At 36.9% G+C, this 23,992-nt stretch carries 24 protein-coding genes; 14 read left to right on the forward strand and 10 right to left on the reverse strand.

Annotated elements, in window-relative coordinates; translation table 11 throughout:
* Both ASE92_RS02255 and ASE92_RS02260 read right to left on the reverse strand, forming a co-directional pair.
* On the reverse strand, nt 1-843 hold the full coding sequence (locus ASE92_RS02255) for a hypothetical protein (RefSeq protein WP_056848475.1): 843 nt from the start codon (nt 841-843) through the stop codon (nt 1-3).
* A 99-nt stretch (nt 844-942) separates the two neighbouring features.
* Nucleotides 943-1,905: an isopenicillin N synthase family oxygenase gene (locus ASE92_RS02260; RefSeq protein ID WP_056848476.1), complete on the reverse strand. Its 963-nt coding sequence runs from the start codon at nt 1,903-1,905 to the stop codon at nt 943-945.
* 246 nt (nt 1,906-2,151) lie between these two features.
* Here ASE92_RS02260 and msrA point away from each other — a divergent pair, with 246 nt between their 5' ends.
* From msrA to ASE92_RS02285, 5 genes are all read left to right on the forward strand, one after another.
* Nucleotides 2,152-2,751: a peptide-methionine (S)-S-oxide reductase MsrA gene (msrA, locus tag ASE92_RS02265; RefSeq protein WP_056848477.1), complete on the forward strand. Its 600-nt coding sequence runs from the start codon at nt 2,152-2,154 to the stop codon at nt 2,749-2,751.
* 313 nt (nt 2,752-3,064) lie between these two features.
* Nucleotides 3,065-4,525, forward strand: a complete 1,461-nt coding sequence (cysS, locus tag ASE92_RS02270; protein ID WP_056848478.1) for a cysteine--tRNA ligase — start codon at nt 3,065-3,067, stop codon at nt 4,523-4,525.
* A gap of 201 nt (nt 4,526-4,726) precedes the next feature.
* Entirely contained in the window at nt 4,727-5,707 is a 981-nt protein-coding gene (locus ASE92_RS02275) for a M28 family peptidase (RefSeq protein ID WP_056848479.1), read from the forward strand.
* Between the two features lie 81 nt (nt 5,708-5,788).
* On the forward strand, nt 5,789-6,646 hold the full coding sequence (locus ASE92_RS02280) for a nuclear transport factor 2 family protein (protein ID WP_056848480.1): 858 nt from the start codon (nt 5,789-5,791) through the stop codon (nt 6,644-6,646).
* 223 nt (nt 6,647-6,869) lie between these two features.
* Nucleotides 6,870-7,754: a glycerophosphodiester phosphodiesterase family protein gene (locus ASE92_RS02285; protein ID WP_056848481.1), complete on the forward strand. Its 885-nt coding sequence runs from the start codon at nt 6,870-6,872 to the stop codon at nt 7,752-7,754.
* A gap of 100 nt (nt 7,755-7,854) precedes the next feature.
* On the opposite strand, the gene ASE92_RS02290 is transcribed toward ASE92_RS02285, so the two are convergent.
* The 4 genes from ASE92_RS02290 to ASE92_RS02305 all read right to left on the reverse strand — a co-directional run bounded on the left by ASE92_RS02290 (nt 7,855) and on the right by ASE92_RS02305 (nt 11,241).
* Nucleotides 7,855-8,055, reverse strand: a complete 201-nt coding sequence (locus tag ASE92_RS02290) for a hypothetical protein (RefSeq protein ID WP_056848482.1) — start codon at nt 8,053-8,055, stop codon at nt 7,855-7,857.
* 274 nt (nt 8,056-8,329) lie between these two features.
* Nucleotides 8,330-9,292, reverse strand: coding sequence for a MoxR family ATPase (locus ASE92_RS02295; RefSeq protein WP_056848483.1), 963 nt, complete (start codon nt 9,290-9,292; stop codon nt 8,330-8,332).
* Nucleotides 9,293-9,297: 5 nt separating this feature from the next.
* Complete coding sequence (locus ASE92_RS02300; RefSeq protein WP_056848484.1) at nt 9,298-10,665, reverse strand: peptidylprolyl isomerase; 1,368 nt, start codon at nt 10,663-10,665, stop codon at nt 9,298-9,300.
* A gap of 51 nt (nt 10,666-10,716) precedes the next feature.
* Nucleotides 10,717-11,241 carry a hypothetical protein gene (locus tag ASE92_RS02305; protein ID WP_235527263.1) on the reverse strand — a complete coding sequence of 175 codons (525 nt, stop codon included), beginning with the start codon at nt 11,239-11,241 and terminating at the stop codon, nt 10,717-10,719.
* 167 nt (nt 11,242-11,408) lie between these two features.
* Here ASE92_RS02305 and ASE92_RS02310 point away from each other — a divergent pair, with 167 nt between their 5' ends.
* Complete coding sequence (locus ASE92_RS02310) at nt 11,409-12,065, forward strand: hypothetical protein (protein WP_056848486.1); 657 nt, start codon at nt 11,409-11,411, stop codon at nt 12,063-12,065.
* Nucleotides 12,066-12,124: 59 nt separating this feature from the next.
* Nucleotides 12,125-12,700 (forward strand): non-canonical purine NTP diphosphatase, encoded by a 576-nt coding sequence (locus tag ASE92_RS02315; RefSeq protein ID WP_056848487.1) that lies wholly within the window; start codon nt 12,125-12,127, stop codon nt 12,698-12,700.
* A 194-nt stretch (nt 12,701-12,894) separates the two neighbouring features.
* Here ASE92_RS02315 and ASE92_RS02320 read toward each other — a convergent pair whose 3' ends face one another.
* Nucleotides 12,895-15,201, reverse strand: coding sequence for an OstA-like protein (locus tag ASE92_RS02320; protein WP_056848488.1), 2,307 nt, complete (start codon nt 15,199-15,201; stop codon nt 12,895-12,897).
* A gap of 65 nt (nt 15,202-15,266) precedes the next feature.
* On the opposite strand from ASE92_RS02320, the gene tilS reads away from it, so the two are divergent.
* The 7 genes from tilS to ASE92_RS02350 all read left to right on the forward strand — a co-directional run bounded on the left by tilS (nt 15,267) and on the right by ASE92_RS02350 (nt 20,200).
* Complete coding sequence (gene tilS, locus ASE92_RS02325) at nt 15,267-16,598, forward strand: tRNA lysidine(34) synthetase TilS (RefSeq protein WP_056848489.1); 1,332 nt, start codon at nt 15,267-15,269, stop codon at nt 16,596-16,598.
* Nucleotides 16,599-17,087 (forward strand): hypothetical protein, encoded by a 489-nt coding sequence (locus tag ASE92_RS02330; RefSeq protein ID WP_029282618.1) that lies wholly within the window; start codon nt 16,599-16,601, stop codon nt 17,085-17,087.
* Nucleotides 17,088-17,222: 135 nt separating this feature from the next.
* On the forward strand, nt 17,223-17,681 hold the full coding sequence (locus tag ASE92_RS02335) for a hypothetical protein (RefSeq protein WP_157255611.1): 459 nt from the start codon (nt 17,223-17,225) through the stop codon (nt 17,679-17,681).
* 127 nt (nt 17,682-17,808) lie between these two features.
* Complete coding sequence (locus ASE92_RS21670) at nt 17,809-17,970, forward strand: GxxExxY protein (RefSeq protein WP_200926314.1); 162 nt, start codon at nt 17,809-17,811, stop codon at nt 17,968-17,970.
* Nucleotides 17,971-17,978: 8 nt separating this feature from the next.
* Entirely contained in the window at nt 17,979-18,080 is a 102-nt protein-coding gene (locus tag ASE92_RS21675) for a GxxExxY protein (RefSeq protein ID WP_200926315.1), read from the forward strand.
* A gap of 355 nt (nt 18,081-18,435) precedes the next feature.
* Nucleotides 18,436-19,578, forward strand: coding sequence for an N-acetyl-alpha-D-glucosaminyl L-malate synthase BshA (bshA, locus tag ASE92_RS02345; protein ID WP_056848491.1), 1,143 nt, complete (start codon nt 18,436-18,438; stop codon nt 19,576-19,578).
* A gap of 175 nt (nt 19,579-19,753) precedes the next feature.
* Nucleotides 19,754-20,200: a KTSC domain-containing protein gene (locus tag ASE92_RS02350; RefSeq protein WP_056848492.1), complete on the forward strand. Its 447-nt coding sequence runs from the start codon at nt 19,754-19,756 to the stop codon at nt 20,198-20,200.
* Nucleotides 20,201-20,389: 189 nt separating this feature from the next.
* Here ASE92_RS02350 and ASE92_RS02355 read toward each other — a convergent pair whose 3' ends face one another.
* The 3 genes from ASE92_RS02355 to ASE92_RS02365 form a co-directional block, all read right to left on the reverse strand.
* A complete protein-coding gene (locus ASE92_RS02355) occupies nt 20,390-20,884 on the reverse strand; it encodes an SRPBCC domain-containing protein (RefSeq protein WP_056849251.1) in 495 nt (164 codons plus the stop codon).
* 4 nt (nt 20,885-20,888) lie between these two features.
* Nucleotides 20,889-21,998 (reverse strand): lactonase family protein, encoded by a 1,110-nt coding sequence (locus tag ASE92_RS02360; RefSeq protein WP_056848493.1) that lies wholly within the window; start codon nt 21,996-21,998, stop codon nt 20,889-20,891.
* A gap of 137 nt (nt 21,999-22,135) precedes the next feature.
* Nucleotides 22,136-23,734 carry a pseudouridine synthase gene (locus ASE92_RS02365; protein WP_056848494.1) on the reverse strand — a complete coding sequence of 533 codons (1,599 nt, stop codon included), beginning with the start codon at nt 23,732-23,734 and terminating at the stop codon, nt 22,136-22,138.
* Nucleotides 23,735-23,992 lie beyond the last annotated feature (258 nt).

Below are 23,992 nucleotides of genomic sequence, written 5' to 3' on the forward strand. Positions count from 1 at the left end.
TTATACGGATAATCGTAATTTATAAACGGCGGTTTTCAGTTCATCCGTATCTCTATCTTCACAGAGTAAAAATTCAAGTGTACTTGCCGTTTTCCTGAATAATGAAATCCCTTCAAACTTATGTAAGCCAGGGATCCTGTAGGTAAAGTTAAGTTTCAAGGTTTCTGGATTTATACTGCCAATAAAACTGCCCAGAATTTCTCCATCGGCATAAGTTGATTTGGTATCTTCGGCCGTCGAGATGAAATAGACATCGTTATTAACAAGTACTGCGTCGGTAAACGAAGATTCTACATGGTTAATGTTCGCGAGCTTCAAACTGGTAAAAGCTATTTTTTCAGCTTTTACTAAATCTTTTTCAAGGATCCGGAATACGCCATTTTTGCCATCGTTGCCATTTCCCCTGTTAAAAAGCAACCAGAACTGGCCGTTAAAAACTGCTCCTTCGATGTTGAAATTTTCGTCGTTAATATTTGCAATGACCTTCATTTTTTGATAGACATTGGTCAGATCTTTTGTTCCGATTTGTTGTGATTTTGTATCAAATTCTACCATCAAATTTCTTTTCGAGGTAGATCCTGATCCTAAAATATAAAACCGGTCAGCATACTGACAAAGTACTTCGAAATCTGGCTTTTGTGGTTTAGGAATGTTTTCCAGGCCAGTTTGTTCACTATCAGATAAGACTTGGATTTTTCGTAATTTTTCACTTTTGATATTGAACTCTTTCAGGTAACCACTGTTATCTCCAATAATGTAAAGCAAATCTGCTTTGGAGATGATACCCGAAGCAGAACCAATTCCGTGTATTTCTTTAAAAATTTCTAAATTGATTGAATACATATTTTTAAAGTAACAAAAAAAGCACCGAATTAATCGGTGCTTTTTTTCAAATTTGAGCCGGTCAAAGTCCTTCCCTCCGGGGAGGATTTAGGTGAGGCTTTATTTCTTCAGCCCAATTTCTCTTAATCTTTCATCCAAATATTCGCCAGCTGTCATATCGCTATAGGCTTTCGGATGTTCGGCATCAATGGTTGAAGGCAGACTTGTCAAATCCATGTCACTGCGGGGATGTAAGAAAAATGGAACCGAAAAACGAGAAGTTTTCATCAATTCGCGAGGTGGATTTACCACTCTATGTGTGGTTGATTTTAATTTGTTATTGGTTAAACGTTGCAGCATGTCGCCTACATTTACAACGATATCGGTGTGGTGTGCTTTAATTGGCAACCATTCATTGCTGCGGGTTAAAACCTCCAAGCCGTCTGCACTGGCTCCAATTAAAAGGGTAATTAAATTGATGTCTTCATGTGCGCCGGCACGAACTGCATCATCAGCAATTAACTCTGGGTTTTCAATAGGGAAGTAGTGAATACCTCTTAAAATTGAGTTTCCGTTGTGTACATCTTTATCAAAATAATCAACTGGCAATTCCAGGTAAGTAGCAATGGCACGTAATAAGTGTGTGCCATTTTCCTGGAGTTTTTTGTAGATATCGCCAGTAACTTTGTTAAATTCTGGAAGCTCTTCTAACACTTCGTTGTCCGGATATTCATCTTTCACCGGGTCGCCATCGGTAACTTCCTGCCCAATTTGCCAAAACTCTTTCAAATCTGGTGTTTTAGCACCCTTTGCTGTTTCTTTACCGGCACTGGTATAGCCGCGTTGCCCGGCCAATTCTGGCTTCTCGTATTTCCTTTTGGTTTCTACAGGAAGTTGAAATGCAGCTTTAATATTGTCATAAAGCTTATCAATCAATTCCTGACTTAAACCATGGTTTGTGATGGTTACAAACCCCGAATCGTTGAAGGCTCTGCCCAACTCATCAGAAAATTTTTTACGTTCTTCTTCAGTTCCGTTGATATAAGAACCTAAATCCAAACAAGGAATATACGGTGTAGACATAAATTTATTTTTAATGTGATACGAATTTAAAAAAGAATTGTTAATAAGTGCGAGCGCGGCTAATATTGCGGCTATAAAAATTTAAGTAACAGTAATTTAAGTTATTAACATTAACAGATGAGTTAACAATTTGTTGCGATTGTCATTCAAAATCCATTATTGTATCCACACAAACTAGTTGCGCTTTATTTTCGTAATATTATTAACGAATGCAAATGAAAGCTGCTTCAATAATTAACACACAAAATGAAAAAAATAATTTTAATTCTATTATCAATCCTGACATTGAACCAAGTTCAGGCGCAGGGGAAAAAGACTGAGAAGGCCACATTTGGAATGGGTTGTTTTTGGTGTACAGAAGCCATATTTCAAAGACTTAAAGGTGTTACCGCTGTAAAATCTGGATATGAAGGAGGGCGCTTAGCAAACCCAACTTATGAAGAGGTTTGTACAGGTGCAACAGGACACGCAGAGGTTTTAGAGATTACTTATAACCCAATGGTGATTACTTACGATGAGTTGTTGGAAGTTTTTTGGAAAAGCCATGATCCAACTACACTAAACCGCCAGGGTGCAGATTCCGGTACACAGTATCGATCGGTAGTTTTTTATCATAACGCTGAACAAAAAGATTTAGCTTCTAAGTATAAAGCAGAATTGAACAAGAAAAACGCTTTTGGCAAACCTGTGGTCACTGCTATCGAGGCTGCGAAACCTTTTTATGTAGCCGAAAATTATCATCAAAATTACTATTTGAAAAATGGTAGTGAGCCGTATTGCAGAGCGGTAATTTTGCCCAAAATGCAAAAACTGGAGAAAATATTTAAAGATAAGTTGAAGAATTAATCATTAGAACGATCGTCATTCCTGACTTCATGGGAATGACGATTGACTAAAAAATTGAGATAGCCACAGCAATTGTACTTAGTAGACTAAGTAAAGGCTCGAAACTTGGTTTCTAAACCGCATTGAAGCGGTATCCCCCGATTCTTTCTTCATCGGGGATTTAGCAAAAAGGCGGACTGCATTACCCGAATAGCACTACAGTACCTTTCCAAAAAATGCTTCTTTTGATTTAAGAATTGTCAATTATCTGATTGGTCAGTTAAACAATGCAGCATTCCTAAAACTTTACGCTGGTAAATATTACATTTGCAGTATGAATACTGGCTTACAGCTTTACAATACACTTTCGCGTAAAAAAGAACTTTTTCAACCGTTAAACGCTGCTCATGTGGGCATGTATGTTTGCGGACCTACCGTATATAGCGATGTGCATTTGGGCAATTGCCGTACATTTATTTCTTTCGATTTGATTTTCAGATACCTGAAATATTTAGGTTTTAAGGTTCGTTATGTGCGTAATATAACCGATGCAGGGCACCTTGAGGGAGATAGGGATGAAGGAGATGATAAGTTTGCAAAACGTGCAAAACTCGAACAGTTAGAGCCTATGGAAATTGTACAAAAGTACACTCTGGGTTTTCATGATGTGTTACGGATGTTTAATACCTTGCCACCGAGCATCGAACCAACAGCAACTGGCCACATTATCGAACAAATTGAGATGATCAAAGTAATTATTGCCAATGGCTATGGTTATGAGGTGGGTGGAAATGTTTATTTTGATGTAGAAAAATACAGTAAAGAATATAATTATACTATCCTTACCAATCGCAATTTAGAGGATATGTTGAATAATACCCGCGAGTTAGGCGGACAAGATGAGAAACGCGGGCGTTTGGATTTTGCCTTATGGATTAAAGCGAAGCCTGAAACTTTAATGCAATGGCAATCTCCTTGGGGATTAGGTTTTCCGGGGTGGCATATCGAATGTTCTGCCATGAGCGCAAAGTACCTGGGCGATGAATTTGATATTCACGGTGGAGGGATGGATCTAGCTGCTACGCACCACACCAATGAAATTGCTCAATCTGAAGCTTGCAGTCACAAACAGCCTGCCCGTTATTGGATGCACACCAACATGCTTACCGTAAATGGAACGCGAATGTCTAAATCGGCAGGCAATGGTTTTCTTCCGCTCGAATTATTTACCGGTGCCCATCCGCTTTTGCGGAAAGGTTATAGCCCAATGACGGTTAAGTTTTTCATGCTTCAGGCACACTATCGCAGCACTTTAGATTTTTCTAACGATGCGCTCGATGCTTCTGAAAAAGGTTTCCGCAGGTTGATGGCTGCAGTGAGTTTGTTGGATAAATTAGCCGTTTCTGATCAAAATGATTTTGATATTGTTGCCCTTAAAGAGAAGTGCATTGCCGCAATGAATGATGATTTTAATAGTCCGATTTTAATTGCAGAGCTGTTTGAGGCGGTAAGAATTATTAATACAGTTTATGACGGAAAGGCGAAGATTTCAGCTAAATCTCTTGAGCAACTGAAAGCATTAGTGAACGATTTTGTTTTCGATATTTTAGGTTTGAAAGACGAAGATGCAGGGAGCAACGATTTAAATGGTGTTTTGGAAATGGTGGTCGATCTTCGTACCGAAGCGAAAGCCAATAAAGATTATGCTACTTCAGATAAAATTAGAATTGGACTACAGGAGTTGGGGATTCAACTAAAGGATAGCAAAGAAGGAACGACCTGGAGTAAGGTTTAGTTTTAGTGAGGATCCTGTGGTTTAATAATTAGAAGCATCAATGAGATTGCCACGTCCACATGAAAAATCCGGCCTCGCAATGACGAACCCATTTATGGACTTGATTTTTTTGATGCGCCGCTTTTCCGTTCTTGCGAGAATATTCTCCGATTTTTCATCGGTAATATTCGTGGCAATCTCCTTCATAATTTAACATTAACAATGAATAAAAAACTTTTATTTTGGCCTCTAATCGCTTTACTGAGCTTTCAGGCCTGCAAAAATAAATCAGATAAGGCTAGCGATACAGAGACAAATGCAGCTATAACTTTAGTTTCGCCCGAATTTGATGCAGATAGTGCTTATGCTTATGTGAAAGCACAGGTTAATTTTGGACCAAGAATTCCGGGTACTTTGGCGCACCAACAATGTGCTGAATATTTGGTTGATAAATTGAAGTCATTTGGCGCAGAGGTTAAAATTCAAGGAGAGAAAACGCAAACTTACGATGGCAAGGCTTTTCAACTGAAAAACATTTTGGCCAGTTTTAATCCGGAAAATAAAACAAGGGTCTTGATTACGGCCCATTGGGATGCACGTCCGTTTTCTGATCAGGATTCGAACCCTGCAAATCACAATAAGCCTTTTGACGCGGCAAATGATGGGGGCAGTGGTGTTGGTGTGATCCTTGAAATGGCAAGGCAAATTCAGAAAAAGTCGCCAAACGTAGGTATTGATTTTGTATTATGGGATTTGGAAGACTACGGGAAGGCAAATGATGAAACACCTGACGAGGTTACCTGGTGTTTGGGCTCGCAATTTTGGGCGAAAAATGCAACTGCTGCCGGCTATAAAGCTGGTTACGGGATTAATCTCGACATGGTTGGTGGTGGGAATGCCCAGTTTACCCAAGATGAAATTTCGAGGCAGGCAGCGCCTGATGTTGTGAATAGGGTTTGGGATATTGGTAACGAAATTGGTTATTCATCTTACTTTGTTCGCATTCCGAGCGGTAAAATTGTTGATGATCATTTCTGGATGAATAAAGCTGGAGTGCCATCCATTGATATTATTCACTATAACGATAACAGTGGTTTCTATATCAATTGGCACACACAACTGGATAACCTTGCAAATATTGACAAAAATACCCTTAAAGCAACCGGGCAAACGGTTCTGGAAACGATTTATCGTGAAAAATAAAATGTGTAATTGTTAATTACTTTTGAAAAGACAGCATCTAAAAAATTCTATATTCGCCAAACATATATCTAAAATTTTATAATGAAACAATTATTTTCAACTGCAATATTATCACTTTTGGCAATTGGTGCATGGGCACAAAAAAATGATGGAACCACGAAGTCATTAGTAAGTGCAGAAAAAGATTTCGCAAAATCTATTGCAAAAAATGGAGATAAAGACGCTTATCTGGAGTATTCATTATCAAGTGCGTTGGTTTTCAGGCCGAATCCGGTAAATGTTAGAACGTTTTATAATGCACAGAAAGCAGATGAAAATAACGTTACCTGGGAACCAAATTTAGCAAAGGTTTCCCGTAGTGGCGACTTGGGTTTCACTACTGGTCCTTACGCGGTGAGTGGTTCGGAGAAAAAATATGGTCAGTATCTATCCATTTGGAAATCGGAGAATGGCAAGTGGAAATTAGCCATTGATTTAGGCACATCGAGCAATAAACCTTTAGATAAATCTGCTCCTAAATTTATTGAACCAAAAGACCATGTTGCCCCAAAATTTTTGAATGAGAAACAATTAAAGGCTGGAAAGGATATCATTTCTACGACTGAAAAAACTTTGAACACGCTTTTGAAAACACATGGTATTGCCGCCTTTGGTGGCTTTTTAACAGAAGATGCCCGTCTGTTATTTCCGGGTAACGAAGCCATTAACGGAAAAGGCAAAATCATTTCTTTTTATAACGGAATGATTAGTAAAATTAACTTAAAAACAACTGGTGTTGATAAGGCAATTGGAAGTGATTTGGCTTATACCTATGGCGTGGCCACAATAGATTATAAAGCCGATTTACGCGAAAGTTTTAACTACGTTTTTGTTTATGAAAAAGCTGCAGATGCCAGTTGGAACTTAATTGTTCAGGCTTTTGTACCTGCAGAAAGATAAATTTACAACGTGAATTACAGGGGCTCTCATAAAAAGATAGCCCTTTTTTTATGTGCTATTGAAGCTGTTTTTTGCACTTTCGTTTCCTTCTAGCCCCGATTGAAGCGGGCACGAATCCCGGTTTTCTCGGGAGAGTAAAGTGAAAAGCGGGAACAACATTAAAAATAGTACTGTTTATGTGCTTCAGAAAATATAATAACAAATCATTTTACGTTTTAAGTTAATGAATAAAAGATTACAGATCATACTTCTGCTCTCGCTTACATTTTTACAGGTTTCGGCTCAAAAGCAAAAATTTGATTTACAGGGTAAAGCTGGTGCACGTGGAATAATGCCCGAAAATACAGTTGAAGGTATGCTCAAAGCTCTTGATTTGGGGGTAACGACCCTAGAGATGGATGCCGTTATTTCGAAAGATAAAAAAGTTGTGCTATCTCAGGAGCCCTATTTTAACAATGAAATTTCTTTAATGCCAAATGGTAAACCGATTTCTTTGAAAGATCAAAAGAAATACAACATTTACAAAATGGATTACGAGGACGTGAAGAAGTTTGATGTTGGAAGTAAAGTTCATGCTCGTTTTCCCGGTCAGGTGAAGTTTAAAGCCTACAAGCCTTTGCTTAGTGAGACGATTGACGCGGTAGAAACTTATGTGAAAGAAAAAAGGTTAAAAAAGCCTGTTTATAGTATTGAAACGAAAACGATTAAAAATGGAGATAACGATTTTCATCCTGAGCCTGCTGAGTTTGTAGAGTTGATTATGGAAGTTATCAACGCAAAAAAGATTTCGAAACGGGTAATTATTCAATCTTTTGATATGCGAACGCTCCAGTATTTGCATGAGAAATATCCTAAGATACAAACTTCGCTTTTGATTGATGAAAAAGAGCCATTCGAAGATTATATTGAAAAATTAGGTTTCAAGCCTACCATTTACAGTCCATATTCGGTTTTAGTAGGTAAAGGATTGGTAGATCGCTGCCATGCCATGGGCATCAAAATTATTCCGTGGACGGTGAATAGTTTAAAGGAAATTAAATATTTTATGAGCTTGGGAGTTGATGGTGTAATTACCGATTTCCCGAACTTAATGGGGCAGCTGAAATAAAATTTGAGCTACAAAAAAAGCGTCTCGATTTTAACCTCGGGACGCTTTTTCTATCGCTATCTAAACTAGCTAGTATAAACTTCTAACCTTCAAGTTAATACTAGTGATGAGATGATTCAGCCTCTTCTGCTTTTGAATGCGGTTTCTCTGTTTCATGGTGACCAGATCCTTCTGGTGCGTGAACGAAAATTGGTCTGGTAAAGGCTACAAGAAGGATTAAAACAATAATCCAAGCTGTTAATGGCAATGCCCAAATGCCTTTTGTTTGATGAACTGGTGCGTGTGAATCGTGAGCTGACATGTTAAATATTTTTGATTTGAAAAATTTTGCTTTCTAATTGGCATAAAGATAAGAACAATTATCCTAAATTGTAAAGTAACCATGCGATGTAGGTTAAATTATTTGATTGCTTTTCCAATCTATCTTTCTCAGATAAAATCGTGATAGGAGGAGTTGATGATTCATTTACAATCACACTAGCAGCTCTTTTATCTTATTTTGGAAAGACGATCCCCTACGTTTTAACGAACGGCAAAATAATGATTGCTACGGTTTCTAAGTTGTATTGAATTTTTTATAACAAATCTTTAATTATCTTTTCTATTGATAATCCTTCTGCTTCAGCACGATAATTTCTAACAATACGGTGGCGTAAAATAGGTTCTGCTACCGCCTGAACATCTTCAATGTCTGGAGCATATTTTCCAGAAATAGCCGCATGACATTTTGCTCCTAAAACCAAAAACTGTGATGCTCTTGGCCCGGCACCCCAGCTTATATATTTGTTTACCGCTTCTGTTGCAAACTCACTATTCGGTCGGGTTTTAGAAGCCAGCTTTACCGCATATTCCAAAACATTATCTGTTACAGGAATATCGCGAATCAGCTTTTGGAAAAACAGAATATCATCAGCATGAATAATTTTCTCGAGCGCTATGGTTTTATTGCTTGTAGTATTTTTAACAATATTCAGCTCATCGGCAAATGCCGGATAATTTAATTGAATATTGAACATGAAACGATCGAGTTGCGCTTCTGGTAGGGGATAAGTCCCTTCTTGTTCAATTGGGTTTTGCGTAGCCAACACAAAGAACGGCTTTGGTAAAGTATGGGTTAATCCAGCTGCTGTAACCGATTTTTCCTGCATGGCCTCTAGTAAAGCGGCCTGCGTTTTTGGCGGAGTACGGTTAATCTCATCAGCCAAAATAATATTTGAAAAAACAGGACCTTTAATAAACTTAAAGTGCCTGTCTTCTCCTAATATCTCTGCGCCAATGATATCACTTGGCATTAAATCGGGTGTAAATTGAATTCTATTGAAATCCAGATCTAAAACCGAGGCAACAGTTTGAACGAGTAAAGTTTTAGCCAATCCAGGTACGCCAACCAACAAACAATGTCCGTTACTAAAAATGGCGATTAAAACTGATTTAATGATATCATCTTGTCCAACAACAACCTTACTAATTTCGGTTTTAATTTTGTTGAAAGTGTGATGAAGTGCGTCAACGGCTTCTACTTCGTTTTTGTACTGCATTCGTGTTATTTTGCGGCTGTAGTGGTCTTAGTCCAAATTTTTAGTTCATCGCAGGTATTAAACTCGTCGTCGATTTTAATGTAAGTACTTTCACGACGTTTTTCAAACCATTCGCTTAAAGTACGATTTATTTTATCACTTTGAGCGGCGTCTCTAATTTTTGGAAAATCTTGTGCCATGTTCGCTTTGTGAGGCGGAATTTTAGATTTCAAATAAAGTAAGCGATATCCTTGTTTGCCATCAGCTGCAGTATATAAATCAGGTTTAGAGATGCCACCAATTTTCATGGTATCGATTACCAAAAATACGGATGGATCTAATTTATCGATAGGGATAAAAGTAGTTCTGGCTTGAACATTTTCTGCGTTCAGCATCATACCGCCATTGTATTTCGATTCTTTATTGTCTGAATATAAGTTTGCTGCGGCTGCGAATGATAGTTTGTTAGCGATGATTTTGTTGTAAACACTATCGGCATGAAGTTTCAAACGGGTTAAACTTTCTGGTGTTGTTGCGGGTCTTACCAGGATGTGACGGGCGTGAACCTGCTCACCACGACGCTCAATTACCTGAAGGATGTGGAACCCAAATTCAGTTTCAAATACCGGAGAAATTTCTCCTGCTTTAAGTTTAAAAGCCCAGGCTGTAAACTCTTTTGCCATCATACTTCTATCAAAGAAACCTAAATCTCCACCATCTGCAGATGATCCCGGGTCTTCAGAATATGTTTTAGCCAAAACTCCGAAATCGTCGCCACCTTTAATTCTTAAACGTAAAGCTTCAATTTTATCCCTAAATCTTTGCTTTTCAGCTCTTGATAATTTTGGATCTAGAATGATCTCCCCAACTTCAACTTCCGTGTTGAATTCTGGAATACTATCACCCAACGATTTGAAGTATTTTTCAACCTCCATTGGCGTAACATTAATATTTTCGGTGATTTTACCTTGCATTTTTTGAGCGATTAAACCATCCTTAATCGTTGGTCTCATCTCGTCCTTATATTGCAATACCGATTTATTTAAGAATTGCTCTAAACGCTCCTGCCCACCGGCACGTTGCATCATCGAACGCATCCGTTTATCAACCTCATCGTCTACCTGGCCATCTTCTACCATAACCGAATCGATTTCTGCCTGTTGTTTCAGCAGTTTTTGAGTTAAGGTGTTTTGTAAAATTTTACACTTTATGCTCTCATTTGGAGGATTTCCCTGATATAAATATTGTGTATACTCCTGATTCAAATCTGATAGTAAAATAATATTATTACCTACCACAGCAGCAACTTTATCGATGTTATGTTTCCCTGGTTGGGCATAACTGTTTAACAATGTGCAAATTAATGCTGTTGCTACTAAAAAAAACTTCTTCATTCTTTGTGTTATATTTTGCAAATTTAATACTAATCTTTTACGAAAGTAGAGTTACTGTTTTGCGAGTCTTCTTAACTCTTGTTCATTAATCTTAACCTGGTGTTTTTGTCTGAGCCCTTTCAGCCAGTTTTCCTCCAGGCTTTGCTGGTAATCGGCTATTACCTGGCCTCTCAAGTCACTTAATGGCTTATTGTAATTCTGTTGATTTTTATTATAAAACTCCTGTAATGCTTGCTCATCGTCTTGCGCTTTGTTCCATATTTTTTTTTCGGAGATGTTGAACATCAAAACGCCTTCTTTATATTCATTGAGCAAAAAATCCTGATCCTTATGTCTTGCATCAGTCTTTTTATGTGCTACTAGTGCAGTTTCGTAAGTTCTAATCTCTTCCTGATAAATTGAATTTTTATCCAAGCCCATTTCTCTGGCATCCAAAACTTTCAATTTAAAATTTATATACAAGTTCAAATAGTTTTCCAAAGTGGCATAATCCGTGCTAGAAATACCATTATGACTCTTTTTATAAGCCCATAAAAACTCTTTGCTACTTATTGATTTGCCATTGATTGCAGCCACGTTTTGTGCAAACGAATAACCGAAAATAATACTAAAAATAAATAAGCAACAAGCCTTTTTTAAGCAGAGCACTCTATAAATTTTAAGGGATAAAAGTAACAATTAGCGGCGCTATTATAAGATATTTAACTAATTTTAACAGAAATTATTATCCTACAAAAATACGAATGGAAAACCAGCTTACCAACAATGCGAATGCTTTACGCTTATTTTTTACTGAAGATATTTTTTTAGTGAAGGATCAGTATGTTCAAATCGCACTTGTTGATAACGAAAAGCCTGTTAGTAACCCGATTGAATCTCAAACTGATTTAATTGAAGAAAAAGTTTTACAGCCTAAAAGTGAGTCAATTTCAGTAGAAACAAATGAAGAATCTGCTAAAAGCTACACCCCTCAAGTAGAAATTCCTCGTGTTTTGGCTGAACCAAAATCGCCAAAATCCTTTAAATTTTTGGGCGGAAACAAAAAGTCGGTTTTGATTTTAGTAAATGATAAACTGAATGATGTAAGCACTACCGAGGGAAGAGAATTACTGCGAAAAATTGTTAAGGCAGTTGATTTGAGTACACCGGACTTTGCGGTAGTGAATTATGCACAATATATAGGAACCGAATATGTTGATTTCCATGAGTTTTTTAAACCGGCAATTATGCTTTCATTTGGGGTAGAAATTTCTGATCTAAAACTGAATCTGGTTTGGCAGAATGAAATTATTCAGCATGGAGGTACAAAAATCATCTTCGCACCCAACCTTCATCAATTGGATAGCGATTTAACCGCTAAAAAATTACTTTGGGGAAATTTGCAGAAAATTAAGTTATAGATTTTAAATATCGGAATCTGTTTATCCCATTACCTATTTACTATTTTCCATCTAACATCATGAAGAAGCTTGTTTTTGCCACCAACAATCAACATAAAACAGAAGAAATTCGCCTGGCTTTGGTTGGAGAATATGAGGTTTTAAATCTGAATGATATTGGCTGTAATGCGGATATACCCGAAACTGCTAACACATTTGAAGGGAATGCAAGTTTAAAGAGTAAATATGTGGTAGAAAATTTTAATTTAGATTGCTTTGCTGATGACAGTGGTTTAGAGGTAGCAGCGCTAAATAATGAGCCTGGCGTTTTTTCTGCCAGATACGGTGGGAGTAGGGATAGCTTAGAAAATATGCAACTGGTTTTGCAAAAACTTGAAGGACAACATAATCGTAAAGCAAGGTTTAAAACCGTTATCTCCCTAATGCTGAATGATGTTAATCATATTTTCGAAGGAACGATTGAAGGTACGATAACCCAAAACTTAGCTGGATCAAATGGATTTGGTTACGACCCAATCTTTCAACCTGATGGTTATGATGTTACTTTTGCTGAAATGGATATGGCTGAAAAAAACAAGATTAGCCATAGAGCCATTGCGCTAAAAAAAATGATTGAGTTTTTGAAGGCCAGCTAAACGTCCTTGCGAGTCCCGATTTTTCATCGGGCGTGGCAATCTCATTGGGGTTAACCACAACTAAAAAAGAGAACTACAATGGCGATTGGAAGGTTACGCTATGTTAGAGATTGCTACAAAAATCACCGATGAAGAATTGGAGAAAATTTTCGCAAGGACGTTCCAGGTGCTTGTAAAACGCCGTTTGCAGTAATTTACAACTTCTTTATCGTTTTCTTTAAAGTATCTACTTTTGGCAAAATAGGTTTAATCCCGAAATTAACTGTATCTAAAGAGTTAGCCAAAGGCACATTCTTGTTCAAGTTGAAGTTTACTTTTCCATTGGGTAGTGTTACCTTTTTAGCAGGAAGCTTGTTTACATTTTTTTGAGCTGGAACCTTATTATTGTTTGCCAAAATAGTTTTAGCTGAAGGAGTTTTAGTTCTTGATTTCGTTTTGCCCGAAGAGCCAACGGCATCTTTCTTAGCTTTCGGTCTTTCTTTAGGTTTCCATGAAAAGCCTTTTAATACGTTATCTTTAGCAACCTTATTTTCTGGGTTTAGCGCACCTTCAACACCTTTAATGTAAACAATGTCTTCAATATCATTTTCATTATCCTGAAAAATAAATTTTATCCTACTGCTCAAAGTCTGATTCATTTCTTTGTAAACCTTCGTGCTATCATCCTGCGTGTAGTAAATACTTTCTGCATTACCATCAACGTACATAGTTTTGAGCTTGCCATTTCTAAAAAAGCCAGTCATTAATCTGCCTTTTATCTGGTTAAAACGCAAAGAATCTTTTGGTGTATTCACTAAGAAAGCATTTTTGATGGCTTGCAGGTTGTTTAACTTCTTGTTTTTAAACTGAACATAAATCGTATCTGCAATTTGCTGTGATCCTTCTGACCAAATAATCGGATTTAGAAAACAACGAAGGGTAGAGTCGGCACTGGTATAAAATAAACTATCGGTTTTAGCCTGAATATTTGTTTTGAAAATTTTCACGCCATGATAAGCCTTAATTATACGGGCCTGAACGGTATCTGCAGGATTGAATTTAGCGGTATCGTTTTTTAGGGCACCTTTTAAACTGGCTAAGTTTTTAGTTAAACCATCTTTGGTTACTGCCTTCGAGGCAGGGTTCAATAAACTATCCACCTTTAATGGATTAATGTTTTTTATCTCGCCAGTCTTTGCAGTAAGTTTTTTTGTTAAGCTATCCTGCTTTAATTTCGGCAGGTTTTTAACAATAGAATCTGCCTTCGCTTTAAGCAGATTTATTGTACTATCCCCCTTTATTTTAGGTGGAATTTTACTTAAAGAATCTATATTTAAACTGTCTGTAGATTTACTGAGTGATAAACTCTTTTCATCATTTGGACTAGCCTCATTCTTCGATTTGTTTTTGGCTTTTTTATCGTTTTCTCCAATTACTTTATCAGCACCTCTTGTTGGTGTCGGCTGATCAGGACTTTCTTTCTTTTCTTTAGTGCCGCCATCCTCTTCATCATCTTCTCCAACTTCGTTATCTGCTTTGATAGAAATTTTTGGAATCAACTTCAAGGTTTTCTGCAACACCATTTGGGTTTCCAGGGTATCGGCACCCATCCATAAACTATCCGGGCGCTTTTTACCCTTTACCAGAACAGAATCTTCAGTGCCAATACCTAAATATGCATTTCTGGTTACCAGTGTCCGCTGATCAATTTTGTAGTAGTAGCCTAAATCGCCGAACATTTTCATTTTGTCCTTGGTATCAGAGAATACGATATTTTTAACGGCTTTACCAATTCCTTTCTTCCCAAAATAATATAAGCTGTCTCCCTTTAATGATCTTGTTCCTTGAGTATATAAATTTTTCTTTCCAAAAAATGCATCTTCAGTTGTAGTATTGTATTGACCATTTTCAGTATATAAGTTATCGTCCTTCCCTTTGATATTCGTTGGGCCATAAAAATAAGTCCATTTCGACTGGGTATCATAACTCATCGTGTCTGATTTGATTGTAGTTTGTGGCGTTACTACTACCACATTATACTTGAAGTAAGCATAATTTCTGCTACTAAAATAATAGCCGTTTTTACTGGTTAATGTAACATCCTGGTTTACGATCTTCCCACCGCTCGTGTAAGTGCCGATTTTACTTAAGGTGTTGTAATCTAATATGTTAGTAGTTAAAACAGATGTTGGATCCTTCATAACCACGTTTCCGGTTAAGTGCGCCTGTTTTTTATTTCCGTCATATTCCAATTGATCGGAATAGATATCAGTGGCCAACTGATTGATGTGAACGTTTTTAAAGGCTTCGAAATAATTTCGCTCGCTGTAAAATACAGCACTATCGCAGGTTAGTGTTGCGTTATCTTGCTGAAAAATGGGAAAGCGTAAGTAGCTGATTTTATTTTTTGTATCACCGCTTATTTTCGCAAACGAAACAATTTTGATCTTCGTTGCCTTTTGTTGGCTAAAAAGATATACCGGAAAGATTATTAAAAATAAAAAGACAAATAGTTTTTGCACTTTACAAAGTTAGTTTTTTGTTCCGAACGTTCGGAATACCAGTTAAAATTAAATATTTTTGGTGGATGTTACCCTTAAAACAATTTCAGGATTTTATTAATCAGCATGAGCTGTTTGCTAGGGATAATAGGATTCTTTTAGCCATAAGCGGCGGGAAAGATTCGGTTTTAATGTTGCATTTGTTTAAGGCAATAGGCGTTAATATAGGTGTGGCGCATTGTAATTTTAACTTAAGAGGTGATGAAGCGCAACGTGATGAAAATTTTGTTAAAATGCTCTCTGCAAGTCTTGATGTTCCTTTTTATCTAACGCATTTTGACACCAAAAAATATGCCGCAGAAAATAAAATTTCTACCCAGATGGCTGCCCGAGATTTACGTTACCCGTGGTTCGAAGAAATTAGGGTAAAATACGGTTACGATTTGGTTGCTTCGGCACACCATCAAAACGATACCTTAGAAACCATGCTGATTAACCTTACTCGTGGGACAGGAATAAGTGGTTTGCACGGTATTTTACCAAAGAGACAACATTTAATCAGGCCATTATTGTTTTTAAATCGAAATGAGATTGATGAAATAATCGACAAAAATCATTTAGATTTCGTTGAAGACAGTTCGAATCAAAGTACACAATATACCAGGAATAAAATTAGGTTAGGCGTAATTCCGAAACTTAAAGAGATCAATCCAGATTTGGAGAAAACCTTTACAGAAAATGCCGTTCGATTTGCCGAAGTGGAGGCGTTTCTAAATACAGCGGTGAAGAAATTAGCTGCAAAAATTCTTCAAAAGAAAGATGACGGCGTTTACATCGCGATAGATGAAATAGTAAAGCTTAACCCTCAGCGGCTGCTGTTTTTTGAATTGCTAAAACCTTATGGATTTACAGAATCGGTTGTTCAGGAAATTTTAAGTCATTTAAATTCATTGAGTGGTACGCATTTTTTCAGCTCAACTCATCAGGCTATTATCAATAGAGATTATCTGGTAATCGCCGAAAAGAATGTCGACTCAGTCTTTAATCAGTTTATTCACCCATCAACATATAATATCCTATTTGGAAAGGATGACATAACACTTTCGTTTTCTTCTGAAATCAAATTCGAAGTTGGCCATTACAAAGCCTTCGTTAATGCGGATAAATTAATTTTTCCGCTGATAGTAAGAAATTGGCAGAATGGCGATAAATTTATCCCCTTGGGTATGCGACAGCTCAAAAAGGTGAGCGATTATTTTATTGATGAAAAGGTGCCAATACATTTAAAAGCCACCACACCGATTTTAGTAAATGGGAATGGCGATATCGTTTGGATTGTGGGTATGCGTCAGGATAATCGATACAAATTAACTGCAGCAACAAAAAAAGTTGCTATATTCGAACTCAAAAAAAAATAAGTGGAAAGCAAATACGCCTACATCGAAAAACAATACATCGGTCGTGATTATGTTCGCATTTTCATCAGGTTAATAATGGCCGCTTTCTGTTTTGCAGCTTATGTTTACGAACGCGATCGCGACAATACTCAAGACTTATTTTTGGTGGTTGGCTTCGGCATTATCGGTGTTTCTATGTTACTGCTGTTCTTAATCCAGTATAAAATTGTAGTTGATAATGGAAGTATGATCTTAGATGGCCTTTGGACTACAAAACGTGTTAAAATTGACTTAAATAGTATTGTTGATGTTCGTAAAGCAACTTACAGTCGCTATTTTTTTAATAACCCAGTTTATAATCTTCATACAAAAGGTACTATACGCTTTTATTCTTCAGGTAAAGATGCCGTTGTTTTAACGGATCGCGATGGCCTGGAATATTTCATCGGCACACAAAGACCAAACGAACTTTTCCTTGTGATTAAAGAGGAAATGAGAAACCTGAAATAATTTCCGGGTAAAAATTTTCTCAAAAATCAGCATCTAAAACTCCTCTATAATTCATTTAATGCCACAGCTACACGTTGAAGGTAGTTTTTCGCTTTGGGCATTTTAATTGAAATATGCAATCGATAAATGATTGTTATGAAGAAATTAATATTTGCTGGTTTACTAGGATTTGCATCTATTCCGGCTATGGCGCAAACGTATAACGCAAAAGTTTCAAAAGATTCATTAGGGGTTTTAAATACCAAAGTTGAGGTATTGAAAATGAGTATGAAAGTTTTAGAGCTTAAAATTAAAGAAGCGGAAGAAGAGGCTGATGTAGAGAAATTGCGATTGAAGCTTTTGGAAGCAAATGGAAATGCCAAAGCTTCTTCTGAAAAGCATAGTGAAAATATTAACAAATCTGGAACGATAGTCGATCAAAAAGCTGCTGAAAAATTGACGAAAAAAGCCAAAGGAGATGCTGATGATGCACAAAAGGCTTTGGAGCGATACAATAAACAAATTGCGAAAGTAGAAGACATTCGTACTCAAATACAAGGCGAGGAACGCAAACTAGGATATAAAAATCCGCAGATTATTTTTGATTACAAATAGGGTTAACCGCAGATTCGCAGATTTTTAAGGATTATTTATTATGAAGACCTATTACAATGGAGATGATTATCCTTTCAAGAAGAATGTTTTTTAATAATAGGGGTTGCTATGGAAATTCATCGGATTCTTGGAAAAGGGGTTTTCTGAAATAGTATATAAAAATGCATTTGAGTATGAGCTAGCATCTAGAGGTATTTCTGATGAAAGAGAAAAAGAATTTTTGGTTAATTATAAGGAGGTCATCCTTAAGCATAAATTTTATGCTGATTTTGTGATTAATGATAGATAATTCTTAAGGTGAAATCCAGCAGTATAATAGTTGACGAGCATTATGCTCAAGTTTTGAATTATTTAAAGATCTCGAATTTGCAGATAGGCTTACTTGTCAATTTTAATTAGAAATCTCTTCAACACAAAAGAATAATCAGTAGTAAATTGTCATAAATATTCCTCTAATCCACGGCACACCTCAAAATAGTAGACTTAGTTTGCTGATTTTGGAGATACTCTTATTTAAAAAGAAAATTTGCGAATCTGCGGCCCACCGTTTTGAGACTCGGCTATTTTTCTTAATCTTCAAGATTTAATGAAAAGAAATCTGCCAATCTGCGGGCCACCTTAACAAGCTTGCCTTATCACTTCTTTCTCTAAAGCTCCAAAACTTATCACCATAACTCAGTTTTTATTGCAATATCCCGACATGCATTTCAGCTAAAAATGGGCTACATTTGTGTTGTTAACAACACATTTACAGATGAAGATAGGAATTGTTTGCTACCCCACTTTTGGTGGTAGTGGAGTAGTTGCAACGGAGCTTGGAAAAGCACTCGCCAACGAGGGTCACCAGGTTCACTTTATTACCTATAGCCAGCCTGCAAGGCTTGACTTTTTTTCTGCAAACCTTTTTTATCATGAGGTTTCTGTAAGGGATTATCCACTCTTCGACTATGCACCCTATGAATCGGCTTTGGCTAGTAAACTGGTAGATGTGGTTCGTTTTGAGCAGCTGGATGTTTTACATGTGCATTATGCCATCCCACATGCATCTGCAGCTTTTATGGCTAAGCAAATTCTAGCCAGTTATGGCATTCATATTCCGGTTGTGACCACTTTGCATGGTACTGATATCACTTTGGTAGGCAAAGATCCAACCTATAAGCCTGTAGTAACCTTTTCAATCAATCAAAGCGATGGTGTAACAACCGTTTCTCAAGATTTAAAAGATGATACTTATAATCATTTTGAAATCACTAAAGAAATTAAAGTGATTCCGAATTTTATCGATTTTAGTCGTTTTAGCCTGCAAGCAAAAGATCACTTTAAAAAGGCAATTGCGCCCAATAATGAACGTATTTTAATTCATACGTCAAATTTCCGGAAAGTGAAACGCACTTCAGATGTGATTCGGATTTTTGAAAAAGTACAGGCTGTTATCCCTTCAAAACTTTTAATGGTTGGCGACGGTCCGGAAAGGTCTTACGATGAACAGCTTTGCCGATCATTAGGTATTGACGATCATGTGCGTTTCTTGGGCAAACAAGATGCCGTTGAGGAAATTCTATCGGTTTCTGATTTGTTTTTGATGCCTTCAGAATCAGAAAGCTTTGGTTTGGCTGCCCTGGAAGCAATGGCTTGCAAAGTGCCTGCAATTACTTCAAATGCTGGTGGTTTGCCTGAATTAAATATTGATGATTATTGTGGTTACATGTGCGATGTTGGTGATGTAGAAGATATGGCTAATAAAGCGATAACCATTTTAAGTAATGATGAAACGCTGAAATATTTTAAGGAAAATGCATTTACAAGGGCGCAGGATTTTGATTTGAAAAAAATCCTACCTTATTATATTGATTATTATAAAGAGGTGATTGAAAATTCGCTTCAAGCGAAATATTAATATCACATTGCTTCACTGCATTTTATCTGCTTATATACCCTATAAGTTAAATCATTATTAAAAATAAACTTTCTCAAAATCAAACGATTATAAATTGTATCTTTGCGCCTTCGAAATCATCGATCACACAAAATGAAAACTGATTTCTTGAAAAACTAAAAATAGGTTAGCATAAATGAAAAAAATAATTGATTACAGAAAGCTTTTGAACGTAGATAAAGAGGCTGAATTAAAGGATCTTAAATCGATATACCGTACGTTAATGAAAGATTGTCACCCAGACAAATTTCAGCAAGAAGAAGAGAAATTAGATGCTGAAGCAAGAAGTAAGGAGATTATCGAAGCTTACCACTTTTTAGTAAGTATTGCGCCAGAAACCCGCGAGCAAAATATAGAAACCTATACGCAAACTACAACTTTATCAAATATTCAGGATTTTGAATACAAGCAACAAGTATTAAACATTCAGTTTTACGATGGCAGTGCTTACGAATATTTTGATGTTCCAAAAGCAATCTATGTTAAATTAGTTAACGCAGATTCTCCTGGCCGCTTTGCCCGTAGACATATTTTTAATGAATATCCTTATCGTAATGTTGCAAGGGTAGCAGAACCTGCGTAATTTTAAATAAAAATATAAATGAAAGACTTGCTTGGCAGGTCTTTTTTTTGTTTGTAGCAAATTTTCACAAAAACTGCTATTCCGTCGTTTTCTAAAACAGTCGTTATTGCGAGGCACGAAACAATCTCTTTCGTAATAGATTGCTTCGTGCCTCGCAATGACGAATTTATTTTCGGAAATGATTAGAATCTAATTATTCAGCATTGGTTTGAAGCGATTGTCTTTATTCCGCAAATCTAATCCACCTTCGTAAACCGATTTCAAATTAACTAAGTAAAAACTCCAGCCTCCATGGCAACCTATTCGAATATTTCGCTTTGATTGATCATCAGTTGGAATATTGCTTTGAGTGAGTTCAACTATTATATATTCGTATTCTTCCCTAAGGAGAATATCTATTACGCAATCGCCAGCAAAGGTAAACTGAAAATGATTTTTACCATTTGCTTCGGCTATTCGCCCATGTTCAACATCATCATATAAATACCAAATCCATTGATATAAATCTCCCTTAAGTACGTTTTGCGATTTGCTCAACTGCATATGGTTCTCGTCAAAAAATTGCGAACTGCTTAAGAACCATTTTTCAATTTCTTCTGCCTTTGTCCAGGCATCATAAATATTCTCCAGCTTTGCTTTGATGGCGATCTTCAAGGTAAAGCTAGTCCAGTCGAAATCTTCCATTTTTTTAATTAAAAACAAGACAAACTGGCGAACCCACTTCAATTCGTTTACCACTATCGGTAAGCTTTCCAGTCGTTTTATTCCGGTTAAAAACGATAATGTTATTGGTGTATTGATGGCCAATTAATAAGTATTTGCCACTTGGATCTATGGTGAAATTTCGTGGTCCTTTACCTAATGTACTCACTGTCTCTATAAATTTGAGTTTACCTGTTGGAAGGATTGAAAATGCAGAAATGCTGTTTGCATCGCCACGGTTAGTTTCATAAAGGAATTTTCCGTCTGCAGAGACGTGGACATCAGCCGCATCAACTGACCCTGAGAAGTTTTTAGGCGTAGTTCCTATTTCCTGTAACTTGATTAGGTTTCCGTTCGAATAGCTAAAAGCAGTTATGCTTCCATTAAATTCATGTACGAGGTAGGCAAACTTTCCATTCGGAGTAAAAGTGATGTGTCTTGGTCCGGTTCCGGCATTTGTTTTTAACACCTTTTTTTCGGTAAGGGTTTTATCTTTACCTGTCGGATTATAATTGTAAATATAAATATGGTCTTCCCCCAAGTCATTAACGACAAGATGTTTTTTGTCAGGCGTAAATTTCACCATGTGAACATGAGCACTTTTTTGTCTGCCTTTCGGATCGATGCTTTTTCCGGTATGCTGAATTACCTGGCTTGCTTCGCTTAAAGAGCCATCGGCATTGCGTGGAAAAACCGCTAAACTACCGCCACTGTAGTTTGCTACAATTACATTTTTATTATCAACAGTAACGAAACAAGGATCAGCGCCATGACTATCAACTTTGTTTAAAAAACTTAATAATCCGGTTTTTTGATCATAACTAAATGCGCTAACGGTGCTGGTATTTCCAGTTTCATTTACAGCATAAACGAAATTATTATCGGGCGAAACTGCCAGATAGCTTGGATTGGCAATCCCTTTTGCAATCTGCTTTAAATTCGATGCTGCGGTAGCAGTATTAAAGTTGTAGATATAAATTCCTTCGCTTTTACCGGGTTTAGTGTATGTGCCGACCAGCAGATTATAATTGGTTTTCTGTGCAAAAGCAATGGTTGATAGAAGTGACATTAAAAATATGATGATGTTTTTTTTCATGATGATAACTGTTATAGAAACAAATATGGCGAAAAAAAAGTTTGCTACAATTTTAAGCAAGGGCTTAGCGATTTGAAAAATCCTCAGTGACGAGTTTTGCTCAAACAAAAAAGGCAATCTTCCGATTGCCTTTTTTGTTATTTGATTAAATGTTTAATCTGGATTAACTCATGATCTTCCAGGTATCTCCATCTTCCCCGAGGTAAATCTTTTTTAGTTAAGTTGCCATAAACTACGCGATCTAATTTCTCTACGCTATAACCCAGGTGTTCGAAAATACGACGAACAATTCTGTTTTTACCGCTGTGAATTTGAATACCGATTTCTTTTTTGGTTCCGCCTGCAACATACGAGATGTTGTCTGGTTTAATCAAACCATCTTCAAGCTCTAAACCAAAAGCGATTTTATTCAAATCTCCCTGAGATAATGATTTGTCTAACTCAACATTGTAAATTTTGGTGATGCCATTTTTTGGGTGCGATAATTTATCCGCTAAATCACCATCATTTGTCATCAACAATAAGCCAGTTGTGTTACGATCTAAGCGGCCAACTGGGTAAATGCGCTCACGACTAGCTTTATCTACCAATTGCATTACGGTACGGCGCTCCTGAGGATCATCGGTTGTTGTGATGTAATCCTTCGGCTTGTTTAACAACACATAAACTTTTTTCTCCCGCTTAAGTAATTCGCCATTGTAACGAATTAAATCTTTTGCTGGATCAACTTTATGGCCTAATTCTGTAACTGCTTCGCCATTTACTGTTACTACGCCTGCAGCAATTAACTCATCGGCTTTACGGCGAGAGCAAATGCCGGCGTTTGAAATATATCTATTAAGGCGAATAAGGCCTTTGTCTTCGTTTGTTTTTCGTGCAGGTGCAATTACTGTTCTTTCTGGACGGTTAAACTCTGTATCTCTAGGTTGCGATTCTTCGCGTTTTCTAAACGGACGAGAATCGCCTTCTCTTGCTTCTCTTGGTTTTACATCTCTTGAACTTCCAGCACTTGGTCTGAATCCATCAGATTTGCCTTTGGATTTGAAATCCTTGTAACCACCTTCTCTTGGTTTGAAATCTTTCGATCCACCATCTTTCGATTTGAAATCGCGTTCGCCGGTTCTTGGTTTATAATCTCTCGGTCCGCCTTCTCTAGGTTTGAAGTCACGGTCGCCAGTTCTCGGTTTAAAATCTCTCGAATCTCCATCCTTAGATTTGAAATCACGCTCTCCACGCTCTCCTGTTCTTGGTTTATAATCTCTTGAGCCACCATCTCTTGATTTAAAATCTCTATCTCCTGTTCTTGGTTTGTAATCTCTTGATCCACCTTCTCTCGGCTTGAAGTCGCGATCGCCGCTTTTTGATTTGTAATCCCTTGATCCGCTATCTTTTGATTTGTAGCTACGTTCTTCTGATCTTGCTCCAGAATCTTTCGATTTGAATTCACGATCGCCGAATTTAAAACTTTGTGGTTCCGAATCTTTCGATTTGAAATCGCGGCTTCCTGATCTAGGTTTGAAATCTTTTTTGTCTCCGAATGATTTTGATTTGAAATCTTTATTGTCTGAACTTCTAGGTCTGAAGTTATCTCTTGAATCGGATGATTTTTTGAATTTACTGTCTTTGTCGTCTGATTTTCTTCTATCAGATCCGGCATCGTTGCTTCTGCCTTCTGTTCTCCGGTTTCCCGATTTGGACTTGTCATCCCGACTGTTCCTGTTGTCTTTATTTATCATGATACGCTTTTAGCCGCATCCTAAAATGCGGGCTGCAAATTTATGAAAAATTGATGAACATTACAATTGTTGAGCAGTGAAAATTTTGATCAAAAAATAGCCTCTAAAATAGAAAAAAGCATCGAAAAATCAAAATTTAAAATCCACGTTTAAAGCACTTTAGGCGCAGGTTTTGGGCGGTATTTCTGTAACTATTTGATAATGTGGTTATTATTTTTTAGCTTTGCCGACGTTTTTATATAAGTTCACCAAAAAAAG

Source organism: Pedobacter sp. Leaf41 (assembly GCF_001422545.1).
GTDB lineage: Bacteria > Bacteroidota > Bacteroidia > Sphingobacteriales > Sphingobacteriaceae > Pedobacter.